The organism is Pseudomonas sp. MF6751 (assembly GCF_016613265.1).
GTDB classification, from domain to species: Bacteria; Pseudomonadota; Gammaproteobacteria; order Pseudomonadales; family Pseudomonadaceae; genus Aquipseudomonas; species Aquipseudomonas fluorescens_BV.
Genome location: NZ_JAENSV010000013.1, coordinates 19714 through 44364, shown reverse-complemented (window position 1 = coordinate 44364; position 24651 = coordinate 19714). Strand labels below are relative to the sequence as shown.

General features: G+C 60.9%; 24 protein-coding genes. 9 read left to right on the top strand and 15 right to left on the bottom strand.

All coding sequences use genetic code 11. The annotated features are described in order from the left end of the window. Positions 1-171: 171 nt before the first annotated feature. Positions 172-1101: a DMT family transporter gene (locus JJD66_RS13270; RefSeq protein ID WP_200648342.1), complete on the bottom strand. Its 930-nt coding sequence runs from the start codon at positions 1099-1101 to the stop codon at positions 172-174. 92 nt (positions 1102-1193) lie between these two features. On the opposite strand from JJD66_RS13270, the gene JJD66_RS13265 reads away from it, so the two are divergent. After that, entirely contained in the window at positions 1194-1757 is a 564-nt protein-coding gene (locus JJD66_RS13265) for a helix-turn-helix domain-containing protein (RefSeq protein ID WP_200648341.1), read from the top strand. A 22-nt stretch (positions 1758-1779) separates the two neighbouring features. Then, entirely contained in the window at positions 1780-3174 is a 1395-nt protein-coding gene (locus tag JJD66_RS13260) for an FAD/NAD(P)-binding protein (RefSeq protein WP_200648340.1), read from the top strand. A 102-nt stretch (positions 3175-3276) separates the two neighbouring features. Here the strand turns inward: JJD66_RS13260 and JJD66_RS13255 are convergent, their stop codons facing one another. From JJD66_RS13255 to JJD66_RS13240, 4 genes are read right to left on the bottom strand one after another with little or no spacing between them, the layout of a single operon-like run. Next, positions 3277-4539 carry an efflux RND transporter periplasmic adaptor subunit gene (locus JJD66_RS13255; protein WP_105227178.1) on the bottom strand — a complete coding sequence of 421 codons (1263 nt, stop codon included), beginning with the start codon at positions 4537-4539 and terminating at the stop codon, positions 3277-3279. Then, positions 4529-6007 carry a TolC family protein gene (locus JJD66_RS13250; protein ID WP_057974916.1) on the bottom strand — a complete coding sequence of 493 codons (1479 nt, stop codon included), beginning with the start codon at positions 6005-6007 and terminating at the stop codon, positions 4529-4531. The genes JJD66_RS13255 and JJD66_RS13250 overlap by 11 nt, the downstream gene beginning before the upstream one ends. Then, positions 6000-7199 (bottom strand): ABC transporter permease, encoded by a 1200-nt coding sequence (locus JJD66_RS13245; protein WP_200648339.1) that lies wholly within the window; start codon positions 7197-7199, stop codon positions 6000-6002. Before JJD66_RS13245 ends, JJD66_RS13250 begins: the two co-directional genes overlap by 8 nt. Continuing rightward, positions 7196-7903 (bottom strand): ABC transporter ATP-binding protein, encoded by a 708-nt coding sequence (locus JJD66_RS13240; RefSeq protein ID WP_034127896.1) that lies wholly within the window; start codon positions 7901-7903, stop codon positions 7196-7198. Before JJD66_RS13240 ends, JJD66_RS13245 begins: the two co-directional genes overlap by 4 nt. A 355-nt stretch (positions 7904-8258) precedes the next feature. On the opposite strand from JJD66_RS13240, the gene JJD66_RS13235 reads away from it, so the two are divergent. Then, on the top strand, positions 8259-8990 hold the full coding sequence (locus tag JJD66_RS13235; protein WP_034127895.1) for a TetR/AcrR family transcriptional regulator: 732 nt from the start codon (positions 8259-8261) through the stop codon (positions 8988-8990). Between the two features lie 398 nt (positions 8991-9388). Beyond that, positions 9389-11149: a hypothetical protein gene (locus tag JJD66_RS13230; protein ID WP_200648338.1), complete on the top strand. Its 1761-nt coding sequence runs from the start codon at positions 9389-9391 to the stop codon at positions 11147-11149. 10 nt (positions 11150-11159) lie between these two features. On the opposite strand, the gene JJD66_RS13225 is transcribed toward JJD66_RS13230, so the two are convergent. Beyond that, positions 11160-12221 carry an FUSC family protein gene (locus tag JJD66_RS13225; protein ID WP_200648337.1) on the bottom strand — a complete coding sequence of 354 codons (1062 nt, stop codon included), beginning with the start codon at positions 12219-12221 and terminating at the stop codon, positions 11160-11162. Positions 12222-12300: 79 nt separating this feature from the next. Beyond that, complete coding sequence (locus JJD66_RS13220) at positions 12301-13917, bottom strand: NADP-dependent glyceraldehyde-3-phosphate dehydrogenase (protein WP_034127893.1); 1617 nt, start codon at positions 13915-13917, stop codon at positions 12301-12303. 138 nt (positions 13918-14055) lie between these two features. Between JJD66_RS13220 and JJD66_RS13215 the strand changes: the two genes are divergently transcribed. Further along, positions 14056-14916, top strand: a complete 861-nt coding sequence (locus JJD66_RS13215; RefSeq protein WP_200648336.1) for a Dyp-type peroxidase — start codon at positions 14056-14058, stop codon at positions 14914-14916. Positions 14917-14936: 20 nt separating this feature from the next. Here JJD66_RS13215 and JJD66_RS13210 read toward each other — a convergent pair whose 3' ends face one another. Then, the gene (locus tag JJD66_RS13210) at positions 14937-15458 is read right to left on the bottom strand and encodes a DUF3087 family protein (RefSeq protein ID WP_105227174.1); all 522 of its coding nucleotides are present in this window, start codon (positions 15456-15458) and stop codon (positions 14937-14939) included. A 114-nt stretch (positions 15459-15572) separates the two neighbouring features. Here JJD66_RS13210 and JJD66_RS13205 point away from each other — a divergent pair, with 114 nt between their 5' ends. Together JJD66_RS13205 and JJD66_RS13200 are read left to right on the top strand one after the other, a co-directional pair. Further along, positions 15573-15752 (top strand): hypothetical protein, encoded by a 180-nt coding sequence (locus tag JJD66_RS13205; protein ID WP_032902836.1) that lies wholly within the window; start codon positions 15573-15575, stop codon positions 15750-15752. Between the two features lie 12 nt (positions 15753-15764). Next, positions 15765-15965 (top strand): DUF6021 family protein, encoded by a 201-nt coding sequence (locus JJD66_RS13200; RefSeq protein WP_032902837.1) that lies wholly within the window; start codon positions 15765-15767, stop codon positions 15963-15965. Positions 15966-15995: 30 nt separating this feature from the next. Here JJD66_RS13200 and JJD66_RS13195 read toward each other — a convergent pair whose 3' ends face one another. After that, positions 15996-16232 (bottom strand): DUF6555 family protein, encoded by a 237-nt coding sequence (locus tag JJD66_RS13195; RefSeq protein ID WP_003192128.1) that lies wholly within the window; start codon positions 16230-16232, stop codon positions 15996-15998. A gap of 120 nt (positions 16233-16352) precedes the next feature. Between JJD66_RS13195 and JJD66_RS13190 the strand changes: the two genes are divergently transcribed. Beyond that, positions 16353-17186, top strand: a complete 834-nt coding sequence (locus JJD66_RS13190; RefSeq protein ID WP_105227173.1) for an arylamine N-acetyltransferase family protein — start codon at positions 16353-16355, stop codon at positions 17184-17186. A 125-nt stretch (positions 17187-17311) separates the two neighbouring features. Continuing rightward, positions 17312-18064 (top strand): outer membrane beta-barrel protein, encoded by a 753-nt coding sequence (locus JJD66_RS13185; protein ID WP_034127889.1) that lies wholly within the window; start codon positions 17312-17314, stop codon positions 18062-18064. Between the two features lie 296 nt (positions 18065-18360). Here the strand turns inward: JJD66_RS13185 and nuoN are convergent, their stop codons facing one another. From nuoN to nuoI, 6 genes are read right to left on the bottom strand one after another with little or no spacing between them, the layout of a single operon-like run. Beyond that, positions 18361-19824, bottom strand: coding sequence for an NADH-quinone oxidoreductase subunit NuoN (gene nuoN / locus JJD66_RS13180; protein ID WP_200648335.1), 1464 nt, complete (start codon positions 19822-19824; stop codon positions 18361-18363). A 7-nt stretch (positions 19825-19831) separates the two neighbouring features. After that, on the bottom strand, positions 19832-21364 hold the full coding sequence (nuoM, locus tag JJD66_RS13175) for an NADH-quinone oxidoreductase subunit M (RefSeq protein ID WP_014718913.1): 1533 nt from the start codon (positions 21362-21364) through the stop codon (positions 19832-19834). 55 nt (positions 21365-21419) lie between these two features. Next, on the bottom strand, positions 21420-23273 hold the full coding sequence (nuoL, locus tag JJD66_RS13170) for an NADH-quinone oxidoreductase subunit L (protein WP_105227172.1): 1854 nt from the start codon (positions 23271-23273) through the stop codon (positions 21420-21422). Next, on the bottom strand, positions 23270-23578 hold the full coding sequence (nuoK, locus tag JJD66_RS13165) for an NADH-quinone oxidoreductase subunit NuoK (protein WP_003174727.1): 309 nt from the start codon (positions 23576-23578) through the stop codon (positions 23270-23272). The genes nuoL and nuoK overlap by 4 nt, the downstream gene beginning before the upstream one ends. A gap of 2 nt (positions 23579-23580) precedes the next feature. Beyond that, positions 23581-24084 carry an NADH-quinone oxidoreductase subunit J gene (nuoJ, locus tag JJD66_RS13160; protein WP_003174726.1) on the bottom strand — a complete coding sequence of 168 codons (504 nt, stop codon included), beginning with the start codon at positions 24082-24084 and terminating at the stop codon, positions 23581-23583. A gap of 9 nt (positions 24085-24093) precedes the next feature. Then, entirely contained in the window at positions 24094-24642 is a 549-nt protein-coding gene (nuoI, locus tag JJD66_RS13155) for an NADH-quinone oxidoreductase subunit NuoI (protein ID WP_003174725.1), read from the bottom strand. Positions 24643-24651 lie beyond the last annotated feature (9 nt).

The window sequence follows — 24651 nt, the reverse complement described above, 5'->3', positions numbered from 1 at the left end:
TACGTGCCGCTTTCATGATCACCAAACGGCAAGATGTGGCAGGATCCTACAAGGTAGGCTGAAACCTCCCATTTGGCACTGTTTCAACCTCCCTCTGAACTGAAATGCCGACCCTGTGGGAGCCGGGCTTGCCCGCGATGACGATAGACTTGGCACCACAGCGTTTCCAGGTCAGCCCTGACGCTCCTGTTCCAAGGCATCTGCCTGCTCAACGGCCTTCTGCCCCTTCGTCTTCAATTCACTCACAATCACCGCCACCACAATCAGCACCGCCCCCAACATCGCGATCGGCGGGAACCGTTCGCCGGCGATTCGCCCCACAACGCCTGCCCACACCGGCTCACCGGCATAAATCAACGTCGCCCGCGTTGGCGAGACACTCTGCTGTGCCCAGTTCATCGCCACCTGGATCACCGCACTGGTCAAGCCCAGGCCCACGGCGCTGAACAGCAACAGCCAGGAAAAACCCGGCAACGCCTCGCCCATGGGCACCACCATCATGAACGACAGCGCCGAAGCGGTGGCCAGTTGCACCACGGTCACCCGACGAATATCCACCTGGCCGGCAAATGCGCTGATCAAGATGATCTCGGCCGCTATGGCCACTGCACCGATCAAGGTGGCGATTTCACCCGCGCTGAAATTCAGCGAGGCCCCTGCCGGGCCGGTCAATAGCATCAAGCCGGCAAATGCCAGCATGATGCCGATGCTGGGCATCAACCCGGGGCGACGGCCCAGGACCAGCCACTGCAACAGCGGCACGAACGGTACATAGAGCGCGGTAATGAACGCCGACTGGCTGCTCAGGATCGTCTGCAAGCCGATGGTCTGCAAACCGTAGCCGAACATGATCGCCACCCCGATAAACACCCCGGCCTTCAATTCGAACAGGGTCAGGTCGCGCAGGGTGCGCAAGGAAAAGAACCCCACCACAATCGTCGCTGCCGCGAAGCGCAGCCCCACAAAAAACATCGGCCCGCTGAAGGCCATGGCGTGCTGCACCAGCAAAAAGGTGCCGCCCCAGATCATGGTGATCACCACCAGGATGCATTCGGCTTTACTGAAACGGTTGAAACGCGAAGGGGAGTTCGGGGCGGTCATGGCGGCTCGGTCTTGCAAGGGGAAAGCACGGACCGCACAATGCGCCGCACGCTGGGCAGTATACTGCGCACACCCACCTATTGAGCAATATAGTGCACAAAGAAAATCCGCAACGGGCTTCGGTCCTGCAGCACGTCAGCCAGAACGTTCGTCGCCTGCGCCATGCCGCCGACTTGAGCCAGACCGCGCTCTCGGAAAAATCCGGTGTCAGCCGGCGCATGCTGGTGGCGATAGAAGCGGGAGAGAAGAACGTCAGCCTGTCGACCCTGGACCGTGTCGCCGAAGCGTTGGACGTGGCGTTCAGTGATCTGATTCAGGCGCCGGATGTGCGCGACCACAGCCGTATCAATGAGCTGGCCTGGGCGGGCGAGACTGTCGGCAGTAAGGCGGTGTTGCTGGCCAAGGCCACGGCACGGCGTGAAGTCGAGTTGTGGGAGTGGCGGCTTGAACCCGGTGATCGTTATTGCCCGGACCCTGACTTGGAAGGGTGGAGCGAACAACTGTTTGTGTTCGAGGGCAGCCTGACGCTGGTGATAGGTGATCGGGAAAATCTCATCGAGGCTGGAGAGTTCTTTATGTTCGCCAGCCACCAGCCCCATGCTTATCGCAATGATGGGAACGCGGCGGTACGGTTTGTTCGAAATGTGGTGATTTGAGCAGCAATAAGGGCGAACTGGCATGAGTGAATCCACCCGCGTTGCAGATGTACTGATCATCGGTGGTGGCCTGAGCGGCACGATGCTGGCCGTGCAACTGCTGCGCCTGCCGGGCACGCGGCGCATCCTGATAGTCGAACCCCGTGCTGAACTGGGGCGCGGCGAAGCCTACAGCGCGGTCGAACTGGGCCATACGCTGAACGGCAATGCGGCGCGTATGAGCGTTGACCCGGACAATGCCGACGACCTGACCCAATGGCTCACCGACTACATCAACGCCGGCGGATGGCCCGAGTCGAACCAACAGCATGTGCCTATCAGCGAGCTGTTCCCGCCACGGGGGCTTTTCGGCCTGTACGCGCAGCAGCGTCTGGCGCAAGCCAAGGCGCTTTCTACATCGAGCGTCGAGCACATCCGCGCCGAAGGGGTAGACCTGCAAGTCGATGCCACCTCGGTGTTGTTGACCCTCGATACTGGCGAGCAACTGCGCGGCGCCTGTGCGGTATTGGCCACCGGCATGTTCCCGGCGGCGCGCACTCTGCAGACCGAGTCCACAGGATTGAATGCCGCCGCGTTGGACCCTTGGGATGTCCCCGCGATGACCCGGCTCGACCCGCAATCGACCGTGCTGATCATCGGCTCGGGCCTGACCATGGTCGATGCCGTGGTCTCCCTGGAGCAGGCCGGCCATCGCGGGCCTATCGAGGTTTTTTCGCGCCACGGCTTGTTGCCCCATGTACGCCGGCAACCGCCGAGCTGGGACGACTTCCTCGCCGCTGACCACAGCCTGAGCAGCCCCCGACAATTGCTGCGTGAGGTGCGACGCCAATGCCAGCTCGCGTTGGGGCAAGGCACAGACTGGCAGGCGCCGCTGGACACGGTGCGCGGGCATATCGCGCGGCTGTGGAGCCAGGCCAGTGAGGCCCAGAAGCGCCAGTTCGTGCGGCATGTACGGCCTTGGTGGGAAAGCCATCACCACCGTTCGCCGCCCTTGAGTGCGCAGTTGGTAGCGCGGTTGCAGGGGCAAGGGCGGTTGCGGATTCAGGCGGCGTCGTTCAAGGGCTTGGTGCCGTCGCAAGAGGGGGTTGCCATTGCGGTGCGCTACCGTGGCGAGGATGTGATCACCCAGGTGTTGGGCGCTGCGCTGATCAATTCCAGCGGCATCGAATACGACTGGCGCCGGGTGGCCCGGCCTTTACCGCGGCAACTGCTCAAGCGCGGGTTGATCCATCCTGGGCCGCTGGCGCTGGGGATTGCAGCGGATGCAACGGGGGCGGTGCTGGATGCTCACGGCCAGGTCAGCCAGCGACTGTTCGCCATGGGGCCACCGTTGCGGGGTATGTGGTGGGAGAGTACGGCGGTGACCGATGTGGCGCTGCAGGCCAAGGCACTGGCCGCCAGGCTGACACGGCGCTGAATGTGAGAGCTGGCATTGCCCCAATGCAAGTAACCGGTAATCCCGTGGCGAGGGAGCAAGCTCCCTCGCCACAGTGCAGCGTTCCCACATCTGGATCGAGGGTCAGTGATTGATTCCATCGATCCTCACCAACCCCGCTTCAAGCCCAAACACCTCAACCCCCTGCGGCGTCGATTGCCCGGTGGTGACCTTCACTCGCTCTACCGGTTTATCCATCGCCGCCCGATACTCCACCGTCATGTCCGCCTGGATCGCCTGGCTGGGAATCACGATCGCCTGGTCATTGTTATAAGTGACAATCGTCAACCGCGCACTCATGCCCAGGCGCACCCGCTGCAGCTGCTGGGGCGTCAGCGTGGGGATCGACAAGGTCACCGGAAACTGCGCGCTGCCCTGGCTGTCGCTGGCGATGGCCAGGCCGCTGACCACGCTGACTGAACCTGTCAGCCGCTCGCCATCAAAGCCATCGCCCATGACTTCAACGGTCTGGCCCTGACGCAACTGGTTGATATCCAGCTCTGAGACCTTGGCCACGATTTTCAACCGTTCGATATTGGCCAGCCCGAACAGCACCTGGCCCTGGCTGACCTTGCTGCCGGCCTGCACCGGCGCGTTGTTATTGCCGCCACCTTGAGCGGTACTGGTGCTGCCGGGCGCCGGTACCACAATGCCGGAGAAGGGCGCCTTGACCTCCTTGCCTTCGAGCAGTGTTTGCAAGGCTTCGTACTTCACCGTGGCATTGGTCAGCTCCATTTCGGCGATCTGCCGGTATTCGCCCTGGCCTTGGTCCAGGGCTTGTTGCAGCTCACTGCGCGCCGCCACCAAGTCCAATTGCTGTTGCTGGGTTTGCTGTTTGAGGTCATCCAGTTCGTTGCGCGGGATGATGCCGCGCTTGAATAGGTTTTCGCTCTCGGTGAGTTTGCGTTGGGTGTTGCCCGCGGTCATTTCAGCGGTGCGTAAACTGCGACGGGCGCGGCTGACGGTGGGGCTGCTGCCCCAGTCCTGCATTTCCTGCACGGTACGCCGGGCCTTGAGTTGCGCGGAGAGGGCGTCGCGCAGCTGTACTTCAAGCGTCGCCGGGTCCATGCGCAACAGGACCTGGCCGGCCTCGACACGCTGGCCTTGTTCGACCAGGTTGGCCAGCACATTGCCGTCGAACGGTGCCGTCAGGACGACGGTGGTGTCGGGCTCGATCTTGCCCACCAGGCCGATCTGGTGCACCAACGGGTCGGGCTTTACGGCCAGCCACTGTTCGCCTGTACCCGCCTGCTCAGCCCCGCTGCGTTGACTGAGCAGGCCGGCGGCCGCGCCGGCCAACAGCAGGAACAAGGCAACGGCCAGCAGGGATTTTTTATTAGTAGTCATTAAGGGCAATTTCCCAACTTTCCAGCGTCATGCCCAGGGTCAGATCAAGCTGAGTCTGGGCGTTCAAATAAGCGATCAGCGCATTGAGCTGGGCATTTTCGGCGTTGCGCAGGTCGGTCTCGAAGCTCAGCACCTGGAAGTTGGTGGAGCGCCCGGCGCTGAGCTTTTCCCGCTCGATCTCGATCTTGCGCCGCGACAACTCCACGGCGCGCTTGGATATTTCATATTGGCGCCAGCGGGTGCCGAGGTCACGCACCACATTGTTGACGTTGCGCTCCAGCTCCTGGCGGGCGTCGGTAATGCGGATTTCCTGGTCTTCTACATTTACCCGTGCACGCACTTCGGCCTGGCGCGTGCTGATATCGCCAATAGGGATTTGCACTTGCACCCCGGCGTAACTGTCCCAGGTGCGGTTATTGTTATGGCCGTTGTCGTTATCGGTGGCGGCGCGTATCTGGTTGGCGCCAGCGACCAGGTCCACCTGCCAGCGCCCGGAATCCTTGGCGATCACCAGGTCGAGGTCGGCCTGTTGGCTACCGAGCAGGGCAGCGAGGTATTCCGGTTGCTGGTTTTGCGCAAGGTTGAAGGCCTGGCGCTTGTCGATCTCCATGGGGGTGGCTTCCAGGGCCTCGGTAGCACGCACGGGTGTCGACAGGTCCAGGGCCAGCAGGCGCAGCAACGCCAGGCGGCTGGTGTCGAGTTGGTTGCGCGCTTCTTCCACGCCTAATTGCTGGGTGGCGATATCGGCTTCGGTCTGCACGATCTCGAATTCGGCCATGCGCCCGGCGCTGATCAGCGCTTTGTTCACCTCCAGTAAAGTATTGGAGCGTTTGAGCGCTTCCTGGACGATCACCAACTGTTCCTGGGCGCGCAACAATTCGCGGTAGGTGGCGATGATCTGGCTGATGGTCTGCGCCACGGTGGCCTTGAGGTTCAGGCGGTTGGCCTGCTCGGCCAGGCGCGACAGGCGCAGCGGTGCGGTGGTGGCATCCCAGCCGGCCCCGCGCATCAGCGGTTGGATGATCGCCAGGTCCAGGCCGTCGCTGCGGTAGCGGCCGGCGCGGTTGGCGTTGTTCAACTGCTGGGTCCAGGCCATGCTCAAGCGCGTGCCGTATTCGCCGAGCAGGCTGCTGGTAGGCGCGACGTTGGCGTTGCGCGCATTGTCTTGGGAGCCACGGGTGCTGCGGTAATAGCTGTTGAGGGTGAGCTTGGGGTTGAACACATCTTCGGCCACGCGCAGGTCGAATTTCTGCGCCACCCGTTGCAGGTAGGCGCTGCGGATCGCCGGGTTATTACGCAGGCCCAGGTACACCGCGTCCCCCAGGGTCATGGTGGTGGCCTGGGCATTCAGCGAGACGCTACGCTCGTAGCCGCTGCGGGTAGTGCTGGGTGCCTGAGGGTTGATCACCACATCGGCGGCCATGCCCGGCAGGCTGATCAGCATGAGCAGCGGCAGGTACTTATTCATCGCGCAGGGCCTCGACCGGCTGCAAGCGTGAGGCCGAAACCGCCGGGTAGATGCCAAAGAACAAACCCACCAGCAACGTACTGCCCACGCCCAGGGGCAGGGCAGCCACTGCCAACGCAAAGGCCCAGCCCGACAGCCACGCATACAGCCAGGCAGCGGTCATGCCCAGGACTGCGCCGCACAGCGCACCCACGGCGGTGAGTGTGACCGCTTCGAGCAAAAACAGGTTGCGGATATCCCGCTGGCGCGCGCCCAGGGCCATGCGGATGCCGATCTCACGGCGGCGTTCCGAGACGTTCATCAACATCACGTTCATCACCCCGACACCGCCGCCCACCAGGGAGATTGCGCCGAGGGCCAGGAGTAGATAGGCGAAGGTGCGGCTTTGCCGGGTCATGCCATCGATCATTTGCTGGGGCACCGTGATGTCGACGCTATGGTCGCTGAGCTGGGGTTGCAGCGCGGCGGCGGCGTCCCTGGCTATGCGTTCCATGTCCTGCCCCGGCGCCGCGCGGATGAGCACGTTGTTGATCTGCGGGTTGGCATAGATGCGGCGCATGCCCTCGGCGGGAATAAACAGCGATTCGTTGGCCTGCACCGGCATCAGCATGGCCCGGGGTTGGTTGTGCAGGATGCCCACCACCAGAAACAGGTAATCGTTGATACGCACACGGTCGCCCAATTGCAGCGGGTCACCTGGCGCGCCGAGGGCCTGGGCGAGCTGGTCGCCGATCACCCCGTAGGTTTCGTTGGCATCGAAGGGTGACAGGAAGCGCCCCTCACGCAGCGCCAGGCGCATGGCGTCCTGGATACCGGCAGTACTGCCGACAAAGTTGGCATTGGCGGTCCGCCCATGAAACACAATGGGCCCGCTGAACAGGCTGAGCGCGCCGATATGGGCAATGCCCGGCACTGCCCGGCGTACCGCATCCAGGTCGAGCTGGGTGCGCATCGGCACATTGCTGCTGCCCTTGGGCGGGAACTGGGCGATGAGGGTGTCGGTACCCATGTCCTTGAAAATCATCGCCGCATCCACCGCCGCGTTGTGGCCGATATTGATCAGCGCCACCACTGAGGAACTGCCGATGACGATCCCCAAGAGCGCCAGGATCGAACGCTTGCCTAGGGTACGCAGGCTGATAAAGGCTTCGTGCAGCAACTGGCTGAGGCTCTGCTCGACCCGCAGGCTCATGGGCGCCCGGCCTCATGCACCACGCCGTTGCACACCAGGATCTTGCGCTCCAGACGCTCGGCAATGTGGGGGTCGTGGGTGACGATGATCAGCGTCACCTGTTGGTCACGGTTGAGGTTCAACAGCAGGTCCATGATCTCTTGGGCGGTAGTGCTGTCGAGGTTGCCGGTGGGTTCGTCGGCCAGGATCACCGAGGGTTTGCCGACCAAGGCGCGGGCAATGGCCACACGTTGGCGCTGCCCTCCGGAGAGGTCGGCGGGGCGATGGTGGGCGCGTTCGGCGAGGCCGACTTGAGCGAGCATGCGCTGGGCGTGTTCCACCGACTCATGCCGCGACACGCCGCGATAACTCAAGGGCAGTGCGACGTTGTCCAGGGCACTGAGGCGTGGCAGCAGGTTGAAGCTCTGGAACACGAAACCGATCTGCTGGTTGCGGATCGCCGCCAACTCATCGGGGGTGGCGTTAAAGATATCGTGGCCGGCAAAGTGGTACTGGCCGCAGTTGGGCAGGTCCAGCAGGCCGAGGATATTGAGCAGGGTGCTTTTGCCGGAGCCAGAGGCACCGAGAATGCCGCAGCTGTCACCGCTGGCGATGGACAGGCACACGTCATTGAGAATGCTCAATTCTTGCCCGGCGAGCTGATAGCGCTTGCCGATGCCTTGCAGGGAAATCAAGCCGGGTTGCGCGGGGGTCTGTGTCATCATGACTACGCCTGCAGTCTCGACGGTACCGCCTTGCTCCCAGAAACTCCTTGTAACAAGTTCGGAAGCTGCCTGTACCCGTCACGGACTGGTTTTATTTCTTGTTTTTAAAATATTGTTTGAATAGTAACTGCCTTCCTGACGCTTCGCCAGCCGTCGAGGTAGAGCGGTTTTACCGGTTGAAAGGATTTTTTCACCGAGTGTCAGAGTCGGGTAAAAACCCTACGACTTGCCTCGAAAGCCCGGATATACGGGCTTTGCAAGATATGGCGGAGTGTCACTACTTGCTTTCGACGGGCCGCCCCGGTATAAAAAATCAAATTATTTTTTAAAACAATATTTCCGCCGTGGAACCCATATGGTCGCGAAGAAACTCAGCGCTCCAAACGTTACCAAGACTCGACTGCTGGATGCGACAGAGGCTCTTTTCATCAAGTACGGCTATGACGCCGTGTTGCTACGGCAGATAACCGAGCGTGCCCAGGTCAACCTGGCGGCGGTGAACTACCACTTCGGGGACAAGGACTCCCTGATGAAAACCCTGCTGATGCAACGCCTGGAGCCTCTCAACGAGCAGCGCCTGGAACTGCTGGCGCGCTGTGAAGCCGAATCCGATGGCCCGCTCGATTGCGACACGCTCCTGGGCGTGCTGTTTGCCCCGGCCATGGGCCTGGAGCGCAGCGACCCGGCCAGCGGGGAAGGGCGCTCGTTCATCCGCTTCCTGGGCCGGGTCTACAGCGACACCTCGCCGTTTATCCAGGAATACCTCAAGGTCCATTACCAGCCGGTGTTCCAACGCTTTTTCGAAGCCTTCGCCCTGGCCCTGCCGGATTTGCCACGTAATGAACTGGGGGTGCGCCTGCAATTTGCCCTCAAGGCCATTTCCGGGGTCATGGCCGGCACCGAACTGCGCCTGCTGATGAACTCCATGAGCCTGGGCCGCCCGGCCACGGATGCCGAGGTGATGGCCAAGCTGATCACGCTGGTGTCGGCGGCGATTCGGGTGCCGCAGCAAAGCCAGGAAGCCGAAACGGCACTGGCCAAGGTGCTGGAAACCCAGCGCGCCCTACGCGAACACCACGCCCTGTAGGAGCGAGCTTGCTCGCGAAAAACGTCAACGATAGCGCTGGCACTCTGGCTAACCGCGGCGTCATTGCGTTCTTCGCGAGCAAGCTCGCTCCTACAGAGGTTGGCCCTTTTTTCGGAGCCAAAAAACAGGCAAAAAAAAGCCCGCTGGGGCGGCGGGCTTGATATGCAACGTTTGTAACGGATGAGGCTTCACAGTACGTCTCTTGATGTGAATAAATCGTGAAAAAAATGTAAGAAAGATTAGAGTTTGAACCTATTAAATTTACGGCTGGCTTAATACCTTTCGTCGCACCCTGTTAACTCTGACAGTAGGCAAGTTTTTTGTTTGGGCGTTTGATTCGTCAAAGACGCGGCACATCGAAAACGGTGCACTGCGAGGCGTCGAACAAGGAGCGAAGAATGGTGCGTAACCTTGATAAGCACGTACTGGAACCCGTCGATATTCCATTGATGTATCCGCCGATTGCCGATGATGCGGAAGGCGCAGATGGCGGCATCGGCAGGCTGCATGTGACACGTGATCTTGTCGTTTACGTGGACTATCCCTTTTCTGCGCCGGTGGGCACCACATTCCAGCTGATATGGAATGGACCAACGCCGGTAGGTTTCTACCTGGTGCGTGATGGCGACCCTCCACGCACCCGCTTCCCACTCACTGTGCCCGCTCACTCGATCCTCGAGGGCTGGGCTGACGCGATGTATTGCAGAATCATCCCCGACAATGAGCCCCCTCAGCAGACCCCTCCCTTGCGCCTCAGGATCAACTTGCAGAGACCTGGTGGCAAGGCTCCCGAACCCACGGATAAAGGCCATGGCGGGCTGGTATTCAAACTTGAGCCACAGGTGGAGTTGGAAGGCGTCGATGAACAAAAAGCCCGGGATGGGGTGACGGTCACCTGTCACAAGTGGGAGAACATGGGCCCTTATGACCTGCTCACGTTGGTCTGGGGATCAGAAAAAGTTGAGCATCGGGTACAGCCGAATGAGGTGGGGCGTGACATTGAAATCACTGTGACCCCCGAGATGATCCTCGCTGCGGGTAACAGCGACATTCTCCCCGTGGCAATGACCGTCACGGGGAACACCGGCAATTTGCCGGATGAGGATGCAATGTGGTCGGTGGTCTCATACGTAGAGGTCTACACCGACAGTCAGCGTATGGAGCCGCCTTGGGTTGACTACCCCTTGACCGAATCCGAAATCAACTTGGCGAATATCGGTAATGACGCTGTACGGGTCGGTTTCTACCTGACATCGGAAGATGCCCATCGCTACACCCATGTCCACTTTTATTGGATTGGCACTCTAGAGGATGGCGGGACGGTTCCTCATTCCGAGATGCGAGAGCTGGCCGGTACCAAGGCTTATTATTTCGAGATACCCAATGCTGTGGTCGCCGCCATTGCCCGGGGGCGTGCAATTGTCTATTACGTACTCGATAGCCAGCACGGCAGTGCCCCCCGTTCGAACTATCGTCATGTGACTGTCATCGGAGAGATCAGGCAATGGTTGGCCCCCAGCGTGGAGGGCGATTCCGATGGGCAGATTGATCCCGACCTTGCGCAGGTCAAGGTCCACATACCGGTCCAACCGGGCTGGCAATCATTCCAGGCACTGGAATTGATCCTTTTGGCCAGTGATGCCGGGGGCACTATCGAGCACCGTGTCGGCATTGATCTAGGTGAGTTGTCTGCCGCTGAGGATCAATTGACGGTGGTACTTGAAGGCGATGACCTCAGACGATTCAAAGGCCGTTTGGCCGACCTGTTCTATCGCGCAACCAAGGACGGCGAAAAGCCACGTGAGTCGTGGCGTCGATCATTGAGGATCGGTGAGCTGCAGCCGGACATGCCCGCGCCGATCGTTCGAGATGAGCTTGAGGGTGAACTCCACCTGGATAACGTGTCACCGTTCGGTACGCCTATCGACGCACCGTTCAGCGATGTGGAGTTCGGCGATTGGATAACGCTCTGCATCAAGGGCGTACACAGCATCGACCTGCCCAAGCAGGCGAACATTCCCGGCGTTGCTGTATCGTTTGACGTATTGCCTCAGGATCTGGAGCCCAATCGAGGTGAAGATACTTCGCTCTACTACACCCTAAAACGCGGGAACTTGCCCGAGCGCTATTCCCTGACTACACCATTGCGTATGGTTTGAGCGCTATTGGTCAGATCTTCCAGTGCCGGGCGGTCTTTGCCAGGCGCTGGCGCATCCCATCCACGTTCGCCGCCAGTTGCAAGGTCAACAGACGATACCCATCCAGCGCACTGTACACCGGTGCATCCAGTGTAGGCCCACTGGCATGGGCGTGACCGGTACGCTCCAACCGCTCCGTCACCCCCGATTTCAACGCGCGCGCCATCCCCACCAACTGCACCCGGATTTGCCGATGCTCGGCCTTCAACATGACTTGCATCCGCGCCGTGGCCTGCTCATCACGCGGGTCTGGCCGGGTATTGCCCAGAATCTCCAGGGTGCTGATGCACAGGCGCAGGTGACGCTGGATCGCGTCCAGTTCAGTCATGGAAATCCGCACTTCCTTGGACACCGAAGGCATCAACGAACGCAGTTGCACCATCGCCCCGTTCAAACGGTTGAGCAGCTTGAGGTGTTCATCGTCAGTCACGGACTGGCCATTGATGATCCGGCTATAAATTTGCGCGCAGTCACGCAGGGCGCTGGCCAGGTTGTAGCGCCACGAATACACGGCGTACAACGGCAAGGCAAAGGAAAACGCCAGGGCCAGCACAATGCCGATGAGGATATCGACGGTGCGCCACAGGCCATCGGAGATCGGGTTGTCGCCATGGCCGGCGACGATAAACACCGTGATTGCCGACAGCAGCGCGATATAACCGCCCTTGCCGATGGCGTGATAGGAAAAGAACCCGCACACCACGGACATCAACAGATAGGTGAGCAACGGCAGGCCGAAGTACGCTTGTTGCACCACCAGCAGCAAGCCGACGCTGGCGCCGATCAAGGTGCCGTAGGCGCGCTCGACGGCTTTCTTGCCGATATTGCCGTGGTGCTGCAACCCGCCGATGACGATTAGCATGGTCACCGACGCCCATTCACCGTGGGGCAGGTTGAGGCCGGTGGTCAGCAGGATGGTTGCCAGCAAACCCACCGATACGCGCGCGGCGTGGATCAGCTTGGCATGGCGAAAGCGGCGGTAGGGGTCGAGCAAGGGGCGCAGTAGGCGCCGGGCAAAGAAGGGCAGGTTCATCAGTATTAAAGTGGCCTCAAATGTATGAATGTGCTCGATCAAATGTGGGAGCTGTCTGCACATTGGAACGGGGTTGGCTTCAGAAGATGTAGTCGGTAGTCAGGAAGCTCGAATCGCGGTTGCGCAAAATATCGCTGACCAACGCCTTGTTACTCTCCTGGAACTTGGTCGCCACCAAAGTGCGGATCGAGAACACGCGCAAGGCGTCATGCACCGACAACGTGCCCTCGGCCGAGTTCTTGCGCCCGTTGAAGGGGAAGGTGTCCGGCCCGCGCTGGCATTGGGCGTTGATATTGATACGGCCCACCTGGTTGGCGAAGGTGTCCACCAGGCGTCCGACTGCCACGGGGTCGGTGCCGAAGAGGCTCAACTGCTGGCCGAAGTCCGAGTCCAGCACGTAGTCGATCACGGTCTCCAGGTCGCGATAGGGCACGATCGGCACCACGGGGCCGAATTGCTCTTCGTGGTAGACGCGCATCTGCGGGTTTACCGGGTACAGCACCGCCGGGTAGAAGAACGAACCACGGCTGCTGCCGCCCTCGGGGTTCATGACCTTGGCGCCATGGCGCGCCGCATCGGCCACCAGTTCGCTGAGGTAATCGACCTTGCCGACTTCCGGCAGTGGCGTCAGCGCCACGCCATCCTCCCACGGCATGCCGGGCTTGAGCGTCGCCAGCTTGGCGTTGAATTTCTCGATAAAGCGCTCGACCACGTCTTCATGCACGAACAGGATCTTCAACGCGGTGCAACGCTGGCCGTTGAACGACAGCGAACCGGTGACGGCTTCGTTCACCGCGTTGTCCAAGTCCACTTCGGGCAGCACGATCCCCGGGTTCTTGGCATCCAGGCCCAGCGCAGCACGCAAACGGTGCGGCTTGGGGTGCAGCTTTTTCAAATCACTGGCGGCCTTGTTGGTGCCGATAAACGCAAAGATGTCGATCTTGCCGCTGGCCATCAGCGCGCTCACGGTCTCGCGGCCGCTGCCGTAGATCACGTTGATCACCCCGGCCGGGAAGCTGTCACGGAAGGCTTCCAGCAAAGGGCGGATCAACAGCACACCCAGCTTGGCCGGCTTGAACACCACGGTATTGCCCATGATCAAGGCCGGGATCAGCGTGGTGAAGGTCTCGTTCAACGGGTAGTTGTAAGGCCCCATGCACAACGCCACGCCCAGGGGGACGCGGCGGATCTGGCCGAGGGTGTCCTGCTCCAGTTCAAAACGACTGCTGCGGCGGTCGAGTTCCTTGAGGGCATTGATGGTGTCGGTGATGTAGTCGCAGGTACGGTCGAATTCTTTCTGCGAGTCCTTGAGGTTCTTGCCGATCTCCCACATCAGCAGCTTGACCACCGCATCGCGCTGTTCGCGCATGCGCCGCAAAAAAGCTTCGACGTGCTGGATACGCTCGACCACGCGCATCGTCGGCCATGCACCCTGGCCACGGTCGTAGGCGCGCACGGCAGCATCCAGGGCGGTGAGGGCGGTGTCGGCATCCAGCAACGGCGTGCTGCCGATGTGTACACGCTCATCACCCAGTTGCACGGGGCTTTGCACGCGGGCGAGCGGGCCGTTCCACACCTGCAACTGGCCATCGACCAGGTATTCACGTTGCTCAATGGGCGCCGCCAGGCGAAATTGCTCGGGAATCTGCGCGGTGGAGGTGGGAAACAGCTGGGCGAGCAGGTTGCTGGTGGTCATGTCGCTACCCCTGGAATAGTTGCAAAACATGACTAGAGAGTCACCCAACAAGCGGCTCTAACGCAAGGCTTGCGCGCATTCTTGTTCGCAGCGCGGTGTACGCCGGGTAAACTGCGCGGCTTTTCAGAAGGAGTTCACATGAGTCAGTACCAGCCGGGCATTCTTGCCGCACCGGTGCCTTTGCAGGCCCGCCATTTGTTTTTTGCCCTGGATTCGTTGCAAGCCGTGCCCGCTGCGCTGGACGCGCTGGTGCAGTTGACGGATGCGGCGGCCGTGGTGGGGGTCGGTGAACCGCTGGTAAAAGCGCTGGGTGCCCAGATCCCAGGGCTGCGCTCATTCCCGGCCGTTAGCGGCCCTGGCGCGCACAACCCGTCGACTCAACAGGCGCTGTGGGTATGGTTGCATGGGGTGGATCGCGGTGAGTTGTTGCTGCGCAGCCGTGCCGTGGAAAAAGCCCTGGCTCCGGCGTTTCGCCTGGTGCAATCGACTGAAGGTTTCCGCTACAAGACAGGCTTTGACCTGACCGATTACGAAGACGGCACCGAAAACCCCCACGACGATGCCGCCGTGCAAGCCGCGCTGACCGACAGCGGCGCCAGCTTTGCCGCGATCCAGCAATGGCAGCACGACCTTGACGGTTTCGCCGCATTGCCTGCCCAGGAGCGTGACCACATCATTGGCCGCCGCCATGGCGACAACGAAGAACTCGACGACGCCCCGGAATCGGCCCATACCAAGCGCACTGCCCAGGAAAGCTTTACCCCGGAAGCCTTCGTGGTGCGCCGCTCGATGCCCTGGGCCGAGAATGGCCAGGCTGGGTTGATGTTTCTCGCCTTCGGGCATTCCTTCGATGCGTTTGAGGCCCAGCTGCGGCGTATGAGCGGGTTGGAGGATGGGATCGTCGATGGCCTGTATCGCATCAGCAAGCCGCTGACCGGAGGCTATTACTGGTGCCCGCCGGTGAGGGAAGGGCGCCTGGACCTGAGTCTGGTTTTTTAACCGCCTTTTTGCCTGCTCCCTCAAGCGCTTTTGAGCGCTTCCAGCCACGCGGGATCGAGCCGGGTTTGTTCGGTGTCGATCCCCAGTGCGTGCATCTTCGCCTTGTGTGCTTCGATTTCGCCGACCAGTTGCGCCTGGGCGCTGGAGTTGGCGTCCAGCTCGTGCATCTGCGTCAGCCCCAAGTGATAGAAGCGCAACAGCTTGATGGCTGCCGGGTCGTTGGCCTGCACCCGCTCGGTGACCTTGTGCATAACATTGGTCACGCTCATCAGGCTGCGCTTGAGTTGCCAGCCATACACCGCTGGCGCCAACCAGGCCTGGCTCCAGAACGGGCCACGCACCAGCGCGACCGTGATCAACACGCCGGCGAAGACGCCGCCGACGTTGAAGCGAAAATTGTCACCGCCAGGCTCACCGAACAGCATCACCGCCAGGCTCGACAGCAGCATGGCCAGGGCCAGGAACAGCACCGCGACGATCAACGTGCTGCGGCGGGTCTGTTGGCGATAGGCAGTGGGGTCGCAGGGTTTGAGTTCGAACATCCGGGGCAGGTCTCCAAAAAGGGCGGTCATCTTCTCACGCCTGGCGTAATGAAGTTGAACGATGGCGCGGGGCGGTTTCTCTAAAATGGTGAACCCCTCATGAGGTCAGTCATCATGTCTGAACACAAGCAGCCACCGCCAGGTACACCGGATCCGAACCGTACGCCGGGCGAGGAGGAGCGTGATAACGATGCGTTGCGCCCCAACGATCCCAAAGAGCGCGGTCCGGACAACGATGTCGAGCGCGTCGAAGAAGACCTGGAAAACCTCCACGACAGAGCCCGCCCGCTTTAGCAGGAGAATATGATGAACAAACCTACCGATGGTCCCTCTTCCAACGAACACGCCAGTGGCAAGGATGAACTGGGTTTCGACCCGGATTCGCCGGATGTAGCCGACCCACAGGTCGATCCCATCGGCCCGGCTATTGCGCCGTTGGACAAAAAGGACGACGAGACAGCGAAAAAAAAGCCGCCCTACGATCCGTTGGGCGACTTGAAGCAATGAACCGAGCCCCGCCCTTGTGCGGGGCTTTGTTTACCTGGGCGGCGACCAGCTGACATCGCTGATACCGTATTTTTCTGCCCAGGGCCGGGTGGTCTTTTTCACCTGTTCGTGACCTACGCGGCCGATGCGGCTGACATGGGCAATGTCGGCATCGACGGCCGCCCAATGCCAGGCCTCGGCGTTGTTCATGACTTCGGCGCGCACCACGAAAGACTTGGGTTTACCGTGTAGCTGATAGTGGACGGTGTAGATTTTTGCGGTACTCATGCTGCCTCCCAATCCTGTTATAGATGGATAGGCCGGCGCTCCAAAAGGTTCATTCAAAATGACAACGCAGGCAGAGGCGCGGCATAGTGACGCTCTTGCCCTGCGCCCAAGGATCGCGCCATGCACACACTCACCGATAGCCGCCTGTACCTGCAACGCCTGGGCTATGCCTCGCCACCGCCGCCCACCCTGCAAACCCTGCGGGACTTGCAACTGCGCCATGTGTGCAGCTTTGCCTTTGAAAGCCTGTCGACCTTGATGCATGCACCGGTACCGATCGACCTTCCCAGCGTTGAGCGCAAGGTACTGCACGAGGGACGCGGCGGCTATTGCTACGAGTTGAACCAGCTGTTCCTGGCACTCTTGCAGGAACTGGGCTTCGAGGCCCGCGGCATCACCGGGCGTGTGGTGATCGGCGGCCCACCGGACGCCCACACTGGGCGAACCCATCGCTTGAGCCTGGTGACCCTCGACGGCGTGCGCTATATCACCGATGTCGGTTTTGGCGGCATGGTGCCCAGCAGCCCGTTGCAACTGGACAACGACGCCCCCCAGGCCACCGCTCATGAGCCTTATCGCCTGACGCTCAATCACGGCAGCTACACGCTGTGGGCGCAGGTGGGCGAGGAGTGGCGTGGCCTGTACGTGTTCGATCTGCAAACCCAGGCCGACATCGACTATGAAATCGGCAACTGGTACGTCTCCACGCACCCAGGCTCCCCGTTCGTAGGGCAGTTGAAAGCCGCGCTGCTTGCGCCTGGCAGGCGCCACACGTTGGCCAACGCCCGCTATGCGGTTCATTACCTGGATCGGCCCAGCGAGAAGCGCAAGCTGGAGAGTGCTGATGAGTTGCTGACGTTATTGCGCGACACCTTCGGCATTTGTTTGCCGGCTCAGCCCCAACTTCGCGAAGCGGTTGAGCACCTGATCAGGGCCGATCTCGAAGAGTATTGAGATAGAGCCTTCGCTGAACCGTTTTTTCTCCATTTTGGTGCAAATCAGTTCGAACTTTTTGCAAACGCCAAGGTTCGAACCGATTCCTGAATACTTTGCCCACCTTAAAATGGAGATGTAAAACGATGTCCAAACTATTCGGAAAATTCCTCAAGAACACCTCGTTGCTGGCCCTGGTGGCTGCCCCTGGCGTGGTGTTCGCAGCACCTTCCACCGACCCGATTTCCACGTTCGGGATCATGGGCAGCTACAACGACTTCAAACTTGAAGGCGGCAGCGAAAGCGACAAGGACCACATGCCCGAAGCTGGCCTGTTCTACAACTTCGGCAACAAGCTCACCGCCGAGTCGGGCTTTATCTACCAGGCCGGTATCGAAGCCAAGTACGGCGAAAAAAGCGATAACAAACTCAAGGAAGGCCAGGCCGACCTCGACCTCGGCTGGCGTGCCGCGCTGGATGCGCGCAACTTCGTCGATGTGATCGTGGGCGGTGGCTACACCTGGACCCGCTACGAGCCGGACACCAATGGCTACGACATGAAACTCACCAACAAGTCGCCGTTTGCCAAGGCAGCCCTGGGCTACAACCACCAGTTCGATGACATGACCCTGCGCGTTGAAGCCGGCGCCCGTCACACCATCGATGGTCGCGCCAAGCTCAAGGTGGACGGCGTTGGCAGCGACAGCGTGGACCTCAAGGACCGCACCAACCCTTACGCCGAAGTCAGCCTGCTGATGAACCAGAAGGGCGACCTGCCAGTGATGGCGGGCCTGTACTACACCCGCACCGAGTACAAGCTCGATAACGACTCCTATGTGGCCGACAACACCAAGCTCAAGCGTGATGAGTATGGTTTCAAGGTGGGTATCGCGTTCTAAGGTTGCGGCCTTGACCAATCCCCAGTTTGAATAAAAAACGCCCCGCTATAAGTCGGGGCGTTTTTTTGCCTGTGGCTGTCGGCCCAGGTTAACCCTGTATTGGGTCAGACAGTTCTGGGGTGTTTGTTTTGGCGCCTTCGCGGGCAAGCCCGCTCCCACATTTTGAAAGCGTTCCCCTGTGGGAGCGGCTTGCCCGCGAAGGCGATGGTGAATGCACCGCCTCTCTAATACCTCGCCTCTGAAACGCAAAACGGCGCCCAAAGGCGCCGTTCTGTTTACTGCATCAACCTAAGCGATCAAACGCCCAGCACCGCGTGCTGCACCAGGGTGAGCAACGGTTGTGGGTACACGCCCAGGAAGAACGCGAGCAGGGCGATGGCCAGCAGCATGACGCCGCCTGCCTTCTGTTCCCAATGCAGCTCGGCATCCACACGGCGCAGGTTTGGCTCGATCAGGTACAGGGTGACCATCACGCGCAGGTAGTAGAACACGCCGATGGCGCTGCCCAGTACCAGCGAGGCAACCAGCCACCATTCGTGGGCTTCGACACCGGTCGCGACAATGTAGAACTTGCCGATAAAGCCCGCTGTCAGCGGAATGCCGGCCAACGACAGCATCATCACGGTGAGCACGGCGGTCAGGTACGGACGGCGCCAGAACAGGCCGCGGTATTCGTACAGGGCGTCGGCGTCACGGCCTTTGTACGGCGACGACATCAAGGTGATGACGCCGAACGCACCCAGGCTGGTGATCACGTAGGTGACCAGGTACACGCCAATGGCTTCCACGGCCAGGCCTTTGCTCGCCACCAGGGCGATCAGCAGGTAGCCGAAGTGGGCGATAGACGAGTAACCCAGCAGACGCTTGAGGTTGTTCTGGGTCAGGGCCAGCAGGTTACCGAACAGGATCGACGCAATGGCGATCACCGTCAGCACGTTGCTCAGCACGCCGGTGTTGGCGGCGGGGGAGATCTGGAACAGGCGCACCATCACCGCAAACACGGCCACCTTGGACGCAGTGGCCAGGAACGCTGCCACCGGCGCCGGGGCGCCTTCGTACACGTCCGGGGTCCATAGGTGGAACGGCACCAGCGACAGCTTGAACGCCAGGCCGATCAGCATCATCGCCAGGCCCAACTGGGCAATCGGCGCCGGGCTGTTGGTGGCGGCCAGCGCGTGGCCGATACCGGTGAAGCTCAGGCTGCCGGCTTCGGCGTAGAGCAGGGCCATACCGAACAACAGGAACGCAGAACCGGCGGCCGACAGCACCATGTACTTGATGCCGGCTTCCAGGGAGCGCTTGTTGAAGAAGGCATAGGCCACCAGGCCGTAGGTCGGGATCGACAGCAGTTCCAGGCCGATGAACAGGCCCGCCAGGTGCTGCGCGCTGACCAGCACGATACCGCCGGCCGCAGCCAGCAGGATCAGCAGGTACAGCTCTTCGCGGTTGCCCGGGTAGCCGGTGCCGCCTTCGCCGAGGTAGGCGTGGGCGAGGGTGACGCAGGCCAGGGTCGCCACCAGGATCAGGGCGATGTACAGCAGCGCGAAGTCATCGACCATTATCAATGGCGTGACGGCCAGTGGCGCGACCTTGAGGGCCGGGATGATCGACAGCAGGGCCAGGTTCAACCCGGCGCAGGACAGCAGGAACGTTTGCGAGTGATTGCGGCGCCAGGCGATTGCCAGCATCACCACCACGATGGTGAGGCTGGTAATCAGCAGCGGCGCAAGCGCGATAAAGTGTTGGATCGTGAATTCCATAGCGCTCTTACCGGGCCGAAGCGAGTTGAGAGAAGGCGGTGCCGAACCACTGCTGCACGCCATGCATCGTTGCGGCAGAAGTGTCCAGGAACGGTTGCGGGTACACGCCGATGAAGATCAGCAACACCGCAAGGCCGAGCACCATGATCAGTTCGCGCGCATCCATCCCTTGCAGGACGGTGTCGGACTTGGCCGGGCCGAAATAGGCGCGGTGGATCATGATCAGCGAGTAGACCGAACCGAACACCAGGCCGGAGGTGGCGATGGCGCTGATCCACGGCGTCTGCACAAAGGCACCCATCAGGATCAGGAACTCGCCGATGAAGTTACCGGTACCCGGCAAGCCCAGGGATGCGGCGGCGAAGAACAGGCTGATTGCCGGCAGGTACGCGATGCGCGACCACACGCCACCCATTTCACGCATGTCGCGTGTGTGCAGGCGCTCGTACAGCTGGCCACTGAGGATAAAGAGGGCGGCGGCCGAAACACCGTGGGCCAACATCTGGATCACTGCGCCTTGCAACGCCAGTTGGCTGCCGGAGTAGATACCGATCAGTACGAAACCCATGTGGGAAACGGACGAGAAAGCAATCAGACGCTTGATGTCGGTTTGGGCGAAGGCCAGGAACGCACCGTAGAAGATCCCGATCAGACCCAGGGTCATGGCAATCGGCGCGAATTCGGCCGAAGCATTCGGGAACAGCGGCAGGGCGAAACGCAGCAGGCCGTAGGCAGCGGTCTTCAACAGGATACCGGCCAGGTCCACGGAACCGGCAGTCGGCGCCTGGGCGTGGGCGTCAGGCAACCAGGAGTGGAACGGCACCACCGGCAGCTTCACCGCGAAGGCGATGAAGAAGCCCAGCATCAGCACGTACTCGGTGGTCAGCGACATCTTGGTTTTCAACAGGTCGGCGTAGTTGAAGGTAATCACGCCGGTGTTGTTGAAGTTGACCAGTACCAGGCCCAGGATCGCCACCAACATGATCAGGCCGGAAGCCTGAGTGAAGATGAAGAACTTGGTCGCTGCGTAGATCCGGGTTTTCTTGCCGTCCGAAGAACTGTGACCCCAGAGCGCGATGAGGAAGTACATCGGCACCAGCATCATTTCCCAGAAGAAGAAGAACATGAACAGGTCCAGCGCCAGGAACACGCCGACAACGCCGCCCAGGATCCACATCAGGTTCAGGTGGAAGAAGCCCACGTGACGCTGGATCTCTTTCCAGGAGCAGAGTACCGAGAGGATACCCAGCAGGCCGGTCAGCAGGATCATCAACAGCGACAGGCCGTCGAGGGCCAGGTGCACGTTGATGCCGAAGCGCTGGATCCACACGTGCTTGAATTCAAGCGCGAAGGTGGGGTCGACACCCGGTGCCGGAGCGAATGAATAGTCACCATGGGCCCACAGCCAGAGGCCGAGCGCGAGTTCCAGGGACATGGTCAGCAACGCAATCCAGCGGGGGAGGGTGGCGCCGAAGCGTTCACCCATCCAGCAGAGCAGGCCGCCGATAAAGGGGATCAGGATTAGCCAGGGCAGAATCATGACGGGCTCGTTTCCTTTCGCAAGTTCGCAAAGTACGCAGTGCACTTAAACATAGTCAGACCGCTACCACGACGATGGCGCCGATCACCAGAACGGCACCCGCCGCCATGGACGCTGCATACCAACGCAATTGGCCGGTCTCGCTGCGGCTCAGGGCGGTGTGACCGGCCTTGGCGGCACGCGGGATCAAACCGATGGTCTGGTCGAGCGGGTCTTTGCGCAGCATGTGGCTGATCGCAAGGTAAGGTTTGACGAACAGTTTGTCGTAGATCCAATCGAAGCCCCAGGCGGCGAACCACCAGGCCGACAGGAAGCGACCAATGCCACTGTTGGCCACGGCAGTCACGAAGCGACGCTTGCCGAGGAACAGCAGGGCCGCCAACAGGATACCGGCGATGGCGATGGCGCCCGAGGCGATTTCCAGGCTGTGCTGGGCTTCGCCGCCGGCATGGCCGACGCTTTGTGGCAACACACCGTGCAGTGGCGGGGTGATCATCGCACCGACGAAGGTCGACAGGATGATCAGCACCGACAGTGGCAACCAGTGGGAGATGCCGTGGCCTGCGTGCGCTTCGGTCTTGGCTTCACCGTGGAAGGTGATGAAGATCAGGCGGAAGGTGTACAGCGAGGTCATGAACGCACCTACCAGGCCTGCGTACAGCAGGTTCTGGTTACCGCTGGCGAAAGCTTCCCAGAGGATTTCGTCCTTGGAGTAGAAACCGGCGGTCACCAACGGCAGGGCTGCCAGGGCGGCACCACCGACGATGAAGCTGGCGTACGCCAGTGGCAGTTTCTTCCACAGGCCGCCCATCTTGAAGATGTTCTGCTCGTGGTGGCAGGCCACGATCACGGCGCCGGAGGCGAGGAACAGCAGGGCCTTGAAGAACGCGTGGGTCATCAGGTGGAAGATCGCCGCGTCCCAGGCGCCGACGCCCAGGGCCAGGAACATGTAGCCGATCTGGCTCATGGTCGAGTAGGCGAGGATACGCTTGATGTCGGTCTGTACCAGCGCGGCGAAGCCGGCCAGTACCAGGGTCACGCCGCCGACGATGCCCACCAGGTGCAGGATGTCCGGCGCCAGGGTGAACAGGCCGTGGGTACGGGCGATCAGGTAGACACCGGCGGTCACCATGGTGGCGGCGTGGATCAGTGCCGATACCGGGGTAGGGCCGGCCATCGCATCCGCCAGCCAGGTTTGCAGCGGCAGTTGCGCAGATTTACCCACGGCACCGCCCAGCAGCATCAGGGTGGCCAGGGTGATCCAGAAGTCGCCGACCTGGAATTTCTGCGGTGCCAGCACCAGCAGTTCCTGGATGTTCAGCGTGCCCACCTGTTGGAACAGGATGAACAGGCCGATGGCCATGAACACGTCGCCGATGCGGGTGACGATAAACGCCTTGAGTGCTGCGTTACCGTTGTTGCGGTTGCTGTAGTAGAAACCGATCAACAGGTACGAGCACAGGCCCACGCCTTCCCAGCCGAAGTACAGGAACAACAGGTTATCGCCCAGCACCAGGAACAGCATGCTGGCGATAAACAGGTTGGTGTACGAGAAGAAGCGCGAGTAGCCCGCTTCACCGCGCATGTACCAGGACGCGAACAGGTGGATCAGGAAACCCACACCCACCACCACGCCGAGCATGGTGATCGACAGGCCGTCGATGTAGAGGGCGAAGTTGGGCTTGAAGCCCTCGACCGCCATCCACTGCCACAGCACCAGGGTGTAGTGACCACCTTCGGGCGGCGCCACGTTGAATTGCCAGATGACGTAGGCGGCCACGATGGCCGACAGGCCGATGGAGCCCACGCCGATCAGGGCCGAGAGGTTCTCCGACCAGCGCCCGCGAGAGAACGACAGCAGCAGGAAACCGATCAGGGGGAATACGAAAGTCAGAAAGATCATGTTCATCCGCGCATCTCACTGGCAGCGTCGATATCAAGCGTGTGGAAGCGACGATACAACTGCAGCAGGATCGCCAGGCCAATACTGGCTTCGGCGGCTGCCAGGCTGATCACCAGGATGAACATCACTTGCCCATCCGGCTGGCCCCAACGTGCGCCTGCCACGATGAACGCCAGTGCCGCAGCGTTCATCATGATTTCCAGGCTCATCAACACGAACAGAATGTTACGGCGAACCATCAGGCCGACCAGGCCAAGGCAGAACAGGATGCCGGCGACCGCCAGACCATGCTCCAAAGGGATAGCAGGCATCGTCATTGCTCCTTGGCTTCGTTGCGGCCCAAGTGGAAGGCAGTGATGGCTGCGGCGAGCAGCAGCATCGAAGCCAGTTCGACCACCAGCAGGTACGGGCCGAACAGGCTGATGCCCACGGCTTTCGCGTCTACGGTGGTGTGGCCGATGGCCTGGCCGCTCTGGTGAGCGAACAGCACATACAGCAGTTCACCCAGCAGCAGCGCTGCGAGGACAACCGGGCCGAGCCAGATGCCGGGCTTGAGCCAGACGCGCTCCTGGGCGACCGAAGCCGGCCCCAGGTTGAGCATCATCACCACAAACACGAACAGCACCATGATGGCGCCGGCATAGGCGATCACTTCCAGTACACCGGCGAACGGTGCGCCGAGGCTGAAAAAGGTCATGGCCACGGCGATCAGCGAAATGATCAGGTAGAGCAGGGCGTGCACGGGGTTAGTGTTGGTGATCACGCGAAGCGTGGACACCACTGCAATACCCGATGCGAAATAGAAAGCGAATTCCATCTTTCTTCCTTAAGGCAGCAAGCTCTTCACGTTGATCGGCTCGGCTTCGTTTTGTGCGGCGCCTTTTGGCTTACCGGCAACGGCCATACCTGCAACACGATAGAAGTTGTAATCAGGGTTTTTACCGGGACCAGAGATCAAAAGATCTTCTTTCTCGTACACCAGGTCCTGACGTTTGAACTCGGCCATCTCGAAATCCGGGGTGAGCTGGATCGCGGTGGTCGGGCAAGCTTCCTCGCAGAGGCCGCAGAAAATGCAGCGCGAGAAGTTGATGCGGAAGAAGTCCGGGTACCAGCGACCATCTTCGGTTTCAGCTTTCTGCAGGGAAATGCAACCCACCGGGCACGCCACGGCGCACAGGTTGCAGGCTACGCAACGCTCTTCGCCGTCGGGGTCGCGGGTCAGTACGATGCGGCCGCGATAGCGCGGCGGCAGGTACACCGCTTCTTCGGGGTATTGCAGGGTGTCGCGTTTGCGAAAGCCGTGACCGAACACCATCACCAGGCTTCGCAACTGGGTACCGGTACCCTTAACGATGTCGCCAATATATTTGAACATGGGTCAAAT

Bases quoted from the DNA above. Each gene is read 5' to 3' on its own strand.
- JJD66_RS13270 (WP_200648342.1), bottom strand. From the start codon at position 1,101: ATGACCGCCCCGAACTCCCCTTCGCGTTTCAACCGTTTCAGTAAAGCC.
- JJD66_RS13260 (WP_200648340.1), top strand. From the start codon at position 1,780: ATGAGTGAATCCACCCGCGTTGCAGATGTACTGATCATCGGTGGTGGC.
- JJD66_RS13255 (WP_105227178.1), bottom strand. From the start codon at position 4,539: ATGACTACTAATAAAAAATCCCTGCTGGCCGTTGCCTTGTTCCTGCTG.
- JJD66_RS13250 (WP_057974916.1), bottom strand. From the start codon at position 6,007: ATGAATAAGTACCTGCCGCTGCTCATGCTGATCAGCCTGCCGGGCATG.
- JJD66_RS13245 (WP_200648339.1), bottom strand. From the start codon at position 7,199: ATGAGCCTGCGGGTCGAGCAGAGCCTCAGCCAGTTGCTGCACGAAGCC.
- JJD66_RS13240 (WP_034127896.1), bottom strand. From the start codon at position 7,903: ATGATGACACAGACCCCCGCGCAACCCGGCTTGATTTCCCTGCAAGGC.
- JJD66_RS13235 (WP_034127895.1), top strand. From the start codon at position 8,259: ATGGTCGCGAAGAAACTCAGCGCTCCAAACGTTACCAAGACTCGACTG.
- JJD66_RS13230 (WP_200648338.1), top strand. From the start codon at position 9,389: ATGGTGCGTAACCTTGATAAGCACGTACTGGAACCCGTCGATATTCCA.
- JJD66_RS13225 (WP_200648337.1), bottom strand. From the start codon at position 12,221: ATGAACCTGCCCTTCTTTGCCCGGCGCCTACTGCGCCCCTTGCTCGAC.
- JJD66_RS13220 (WP_034127893.1), bottom strand. From the start codon at position 13,917: ATGACCACCAGCAACCTGCTCGCCCAGCTGTTTCCCACCTCCACCGCG.
- JJD66_RS13215 (WP_200648336.1), top strand. From the start codon at position 14,056: ATGAGTCAGTACCAGCCGGGCATTCTTGCCGCACCGGTGCCTTTGCAG.
- JJD66_RS13210 (WP_105227174.1), bottom strand. From the start codon at position 15,458: ATGTTCGAACTCAAACCCTGCGACCCCACTGCCTATCGCCAACAGACC.
- JJD66_RS13205 (WP_032902836.1), top strand. From the start codon at position 15,573: ATGTCTGAACACAAGCAGCCACCGCCAGGTACACCGGATCCGAACCGT.
- JJD66_RS13200 (WP_032902837.1), top strand. From the start codon at position 15,765: ATGAACAAACCTACCGATGGTCCCTCTTCCAACGAACACGCCAGTGGC.
- JJD66_RS13195 (WP_003192128.1), bottom strand. From the start codon at position 16,232: ATGAGTACCGCAAAAATCTACACCGTCCACTATCAGCTACACGGTAAA.
- JJD66_RS13190 (WP_105227173.1), top strand. From the start codon at position 16,353: ATGCACACACTCACCGATAGCCGCCTGTACCTGCAACGCCTGGGCTAT.
- JJD66_RS13185 (WP_034127889.1), top strand. From the start codon at position 17,312: ATGTCCAAACTATTCGGAAAATTCCTCAAGAACACCTCGTTGCTGGCC.
- nuoN (WP_200648335.1), bottom strand. From the start codon at position 19,824: ATGGAATTCACGATCCAACACTTTATCGCGCTTGCGCCGCTGCTGATT.
- nuoM (WP_014718913.1), bottom strand. From the start codon at position 21,364: ATGATTCTGCCCTGGCTAATCCTGATCCCCTTTATCGGCGGCCTGCTC.
- nuoL (WP_105227172.1), bottom strand. From the start codon at position 23,273: ATGAACATGATCTTTCTGACTTTCGTATTCCCCCTGATCGGTTTCCTG.
- nuoK (WP_003174727.1), bottom strand. From the start codon at position 23,578: ATGCCTGCTATCCCTTTGGAGCATGGTCTGGCGGTCGCCGGCATCCTG.
- nuoJ (WP_003174726.1), bottom strand. From the start codon at position 24,084: ATGGAATTCGCTTTCTATTTCGCATCGGGTATTGCAGTGGTGTCCACG.
- nuoI (WP_003174725.1), bottom strand. From the start codon at position 24,642: ATGTTCAAATATATTGGCGACATCGTTAAGGGTACCGGTACCCAGTTG.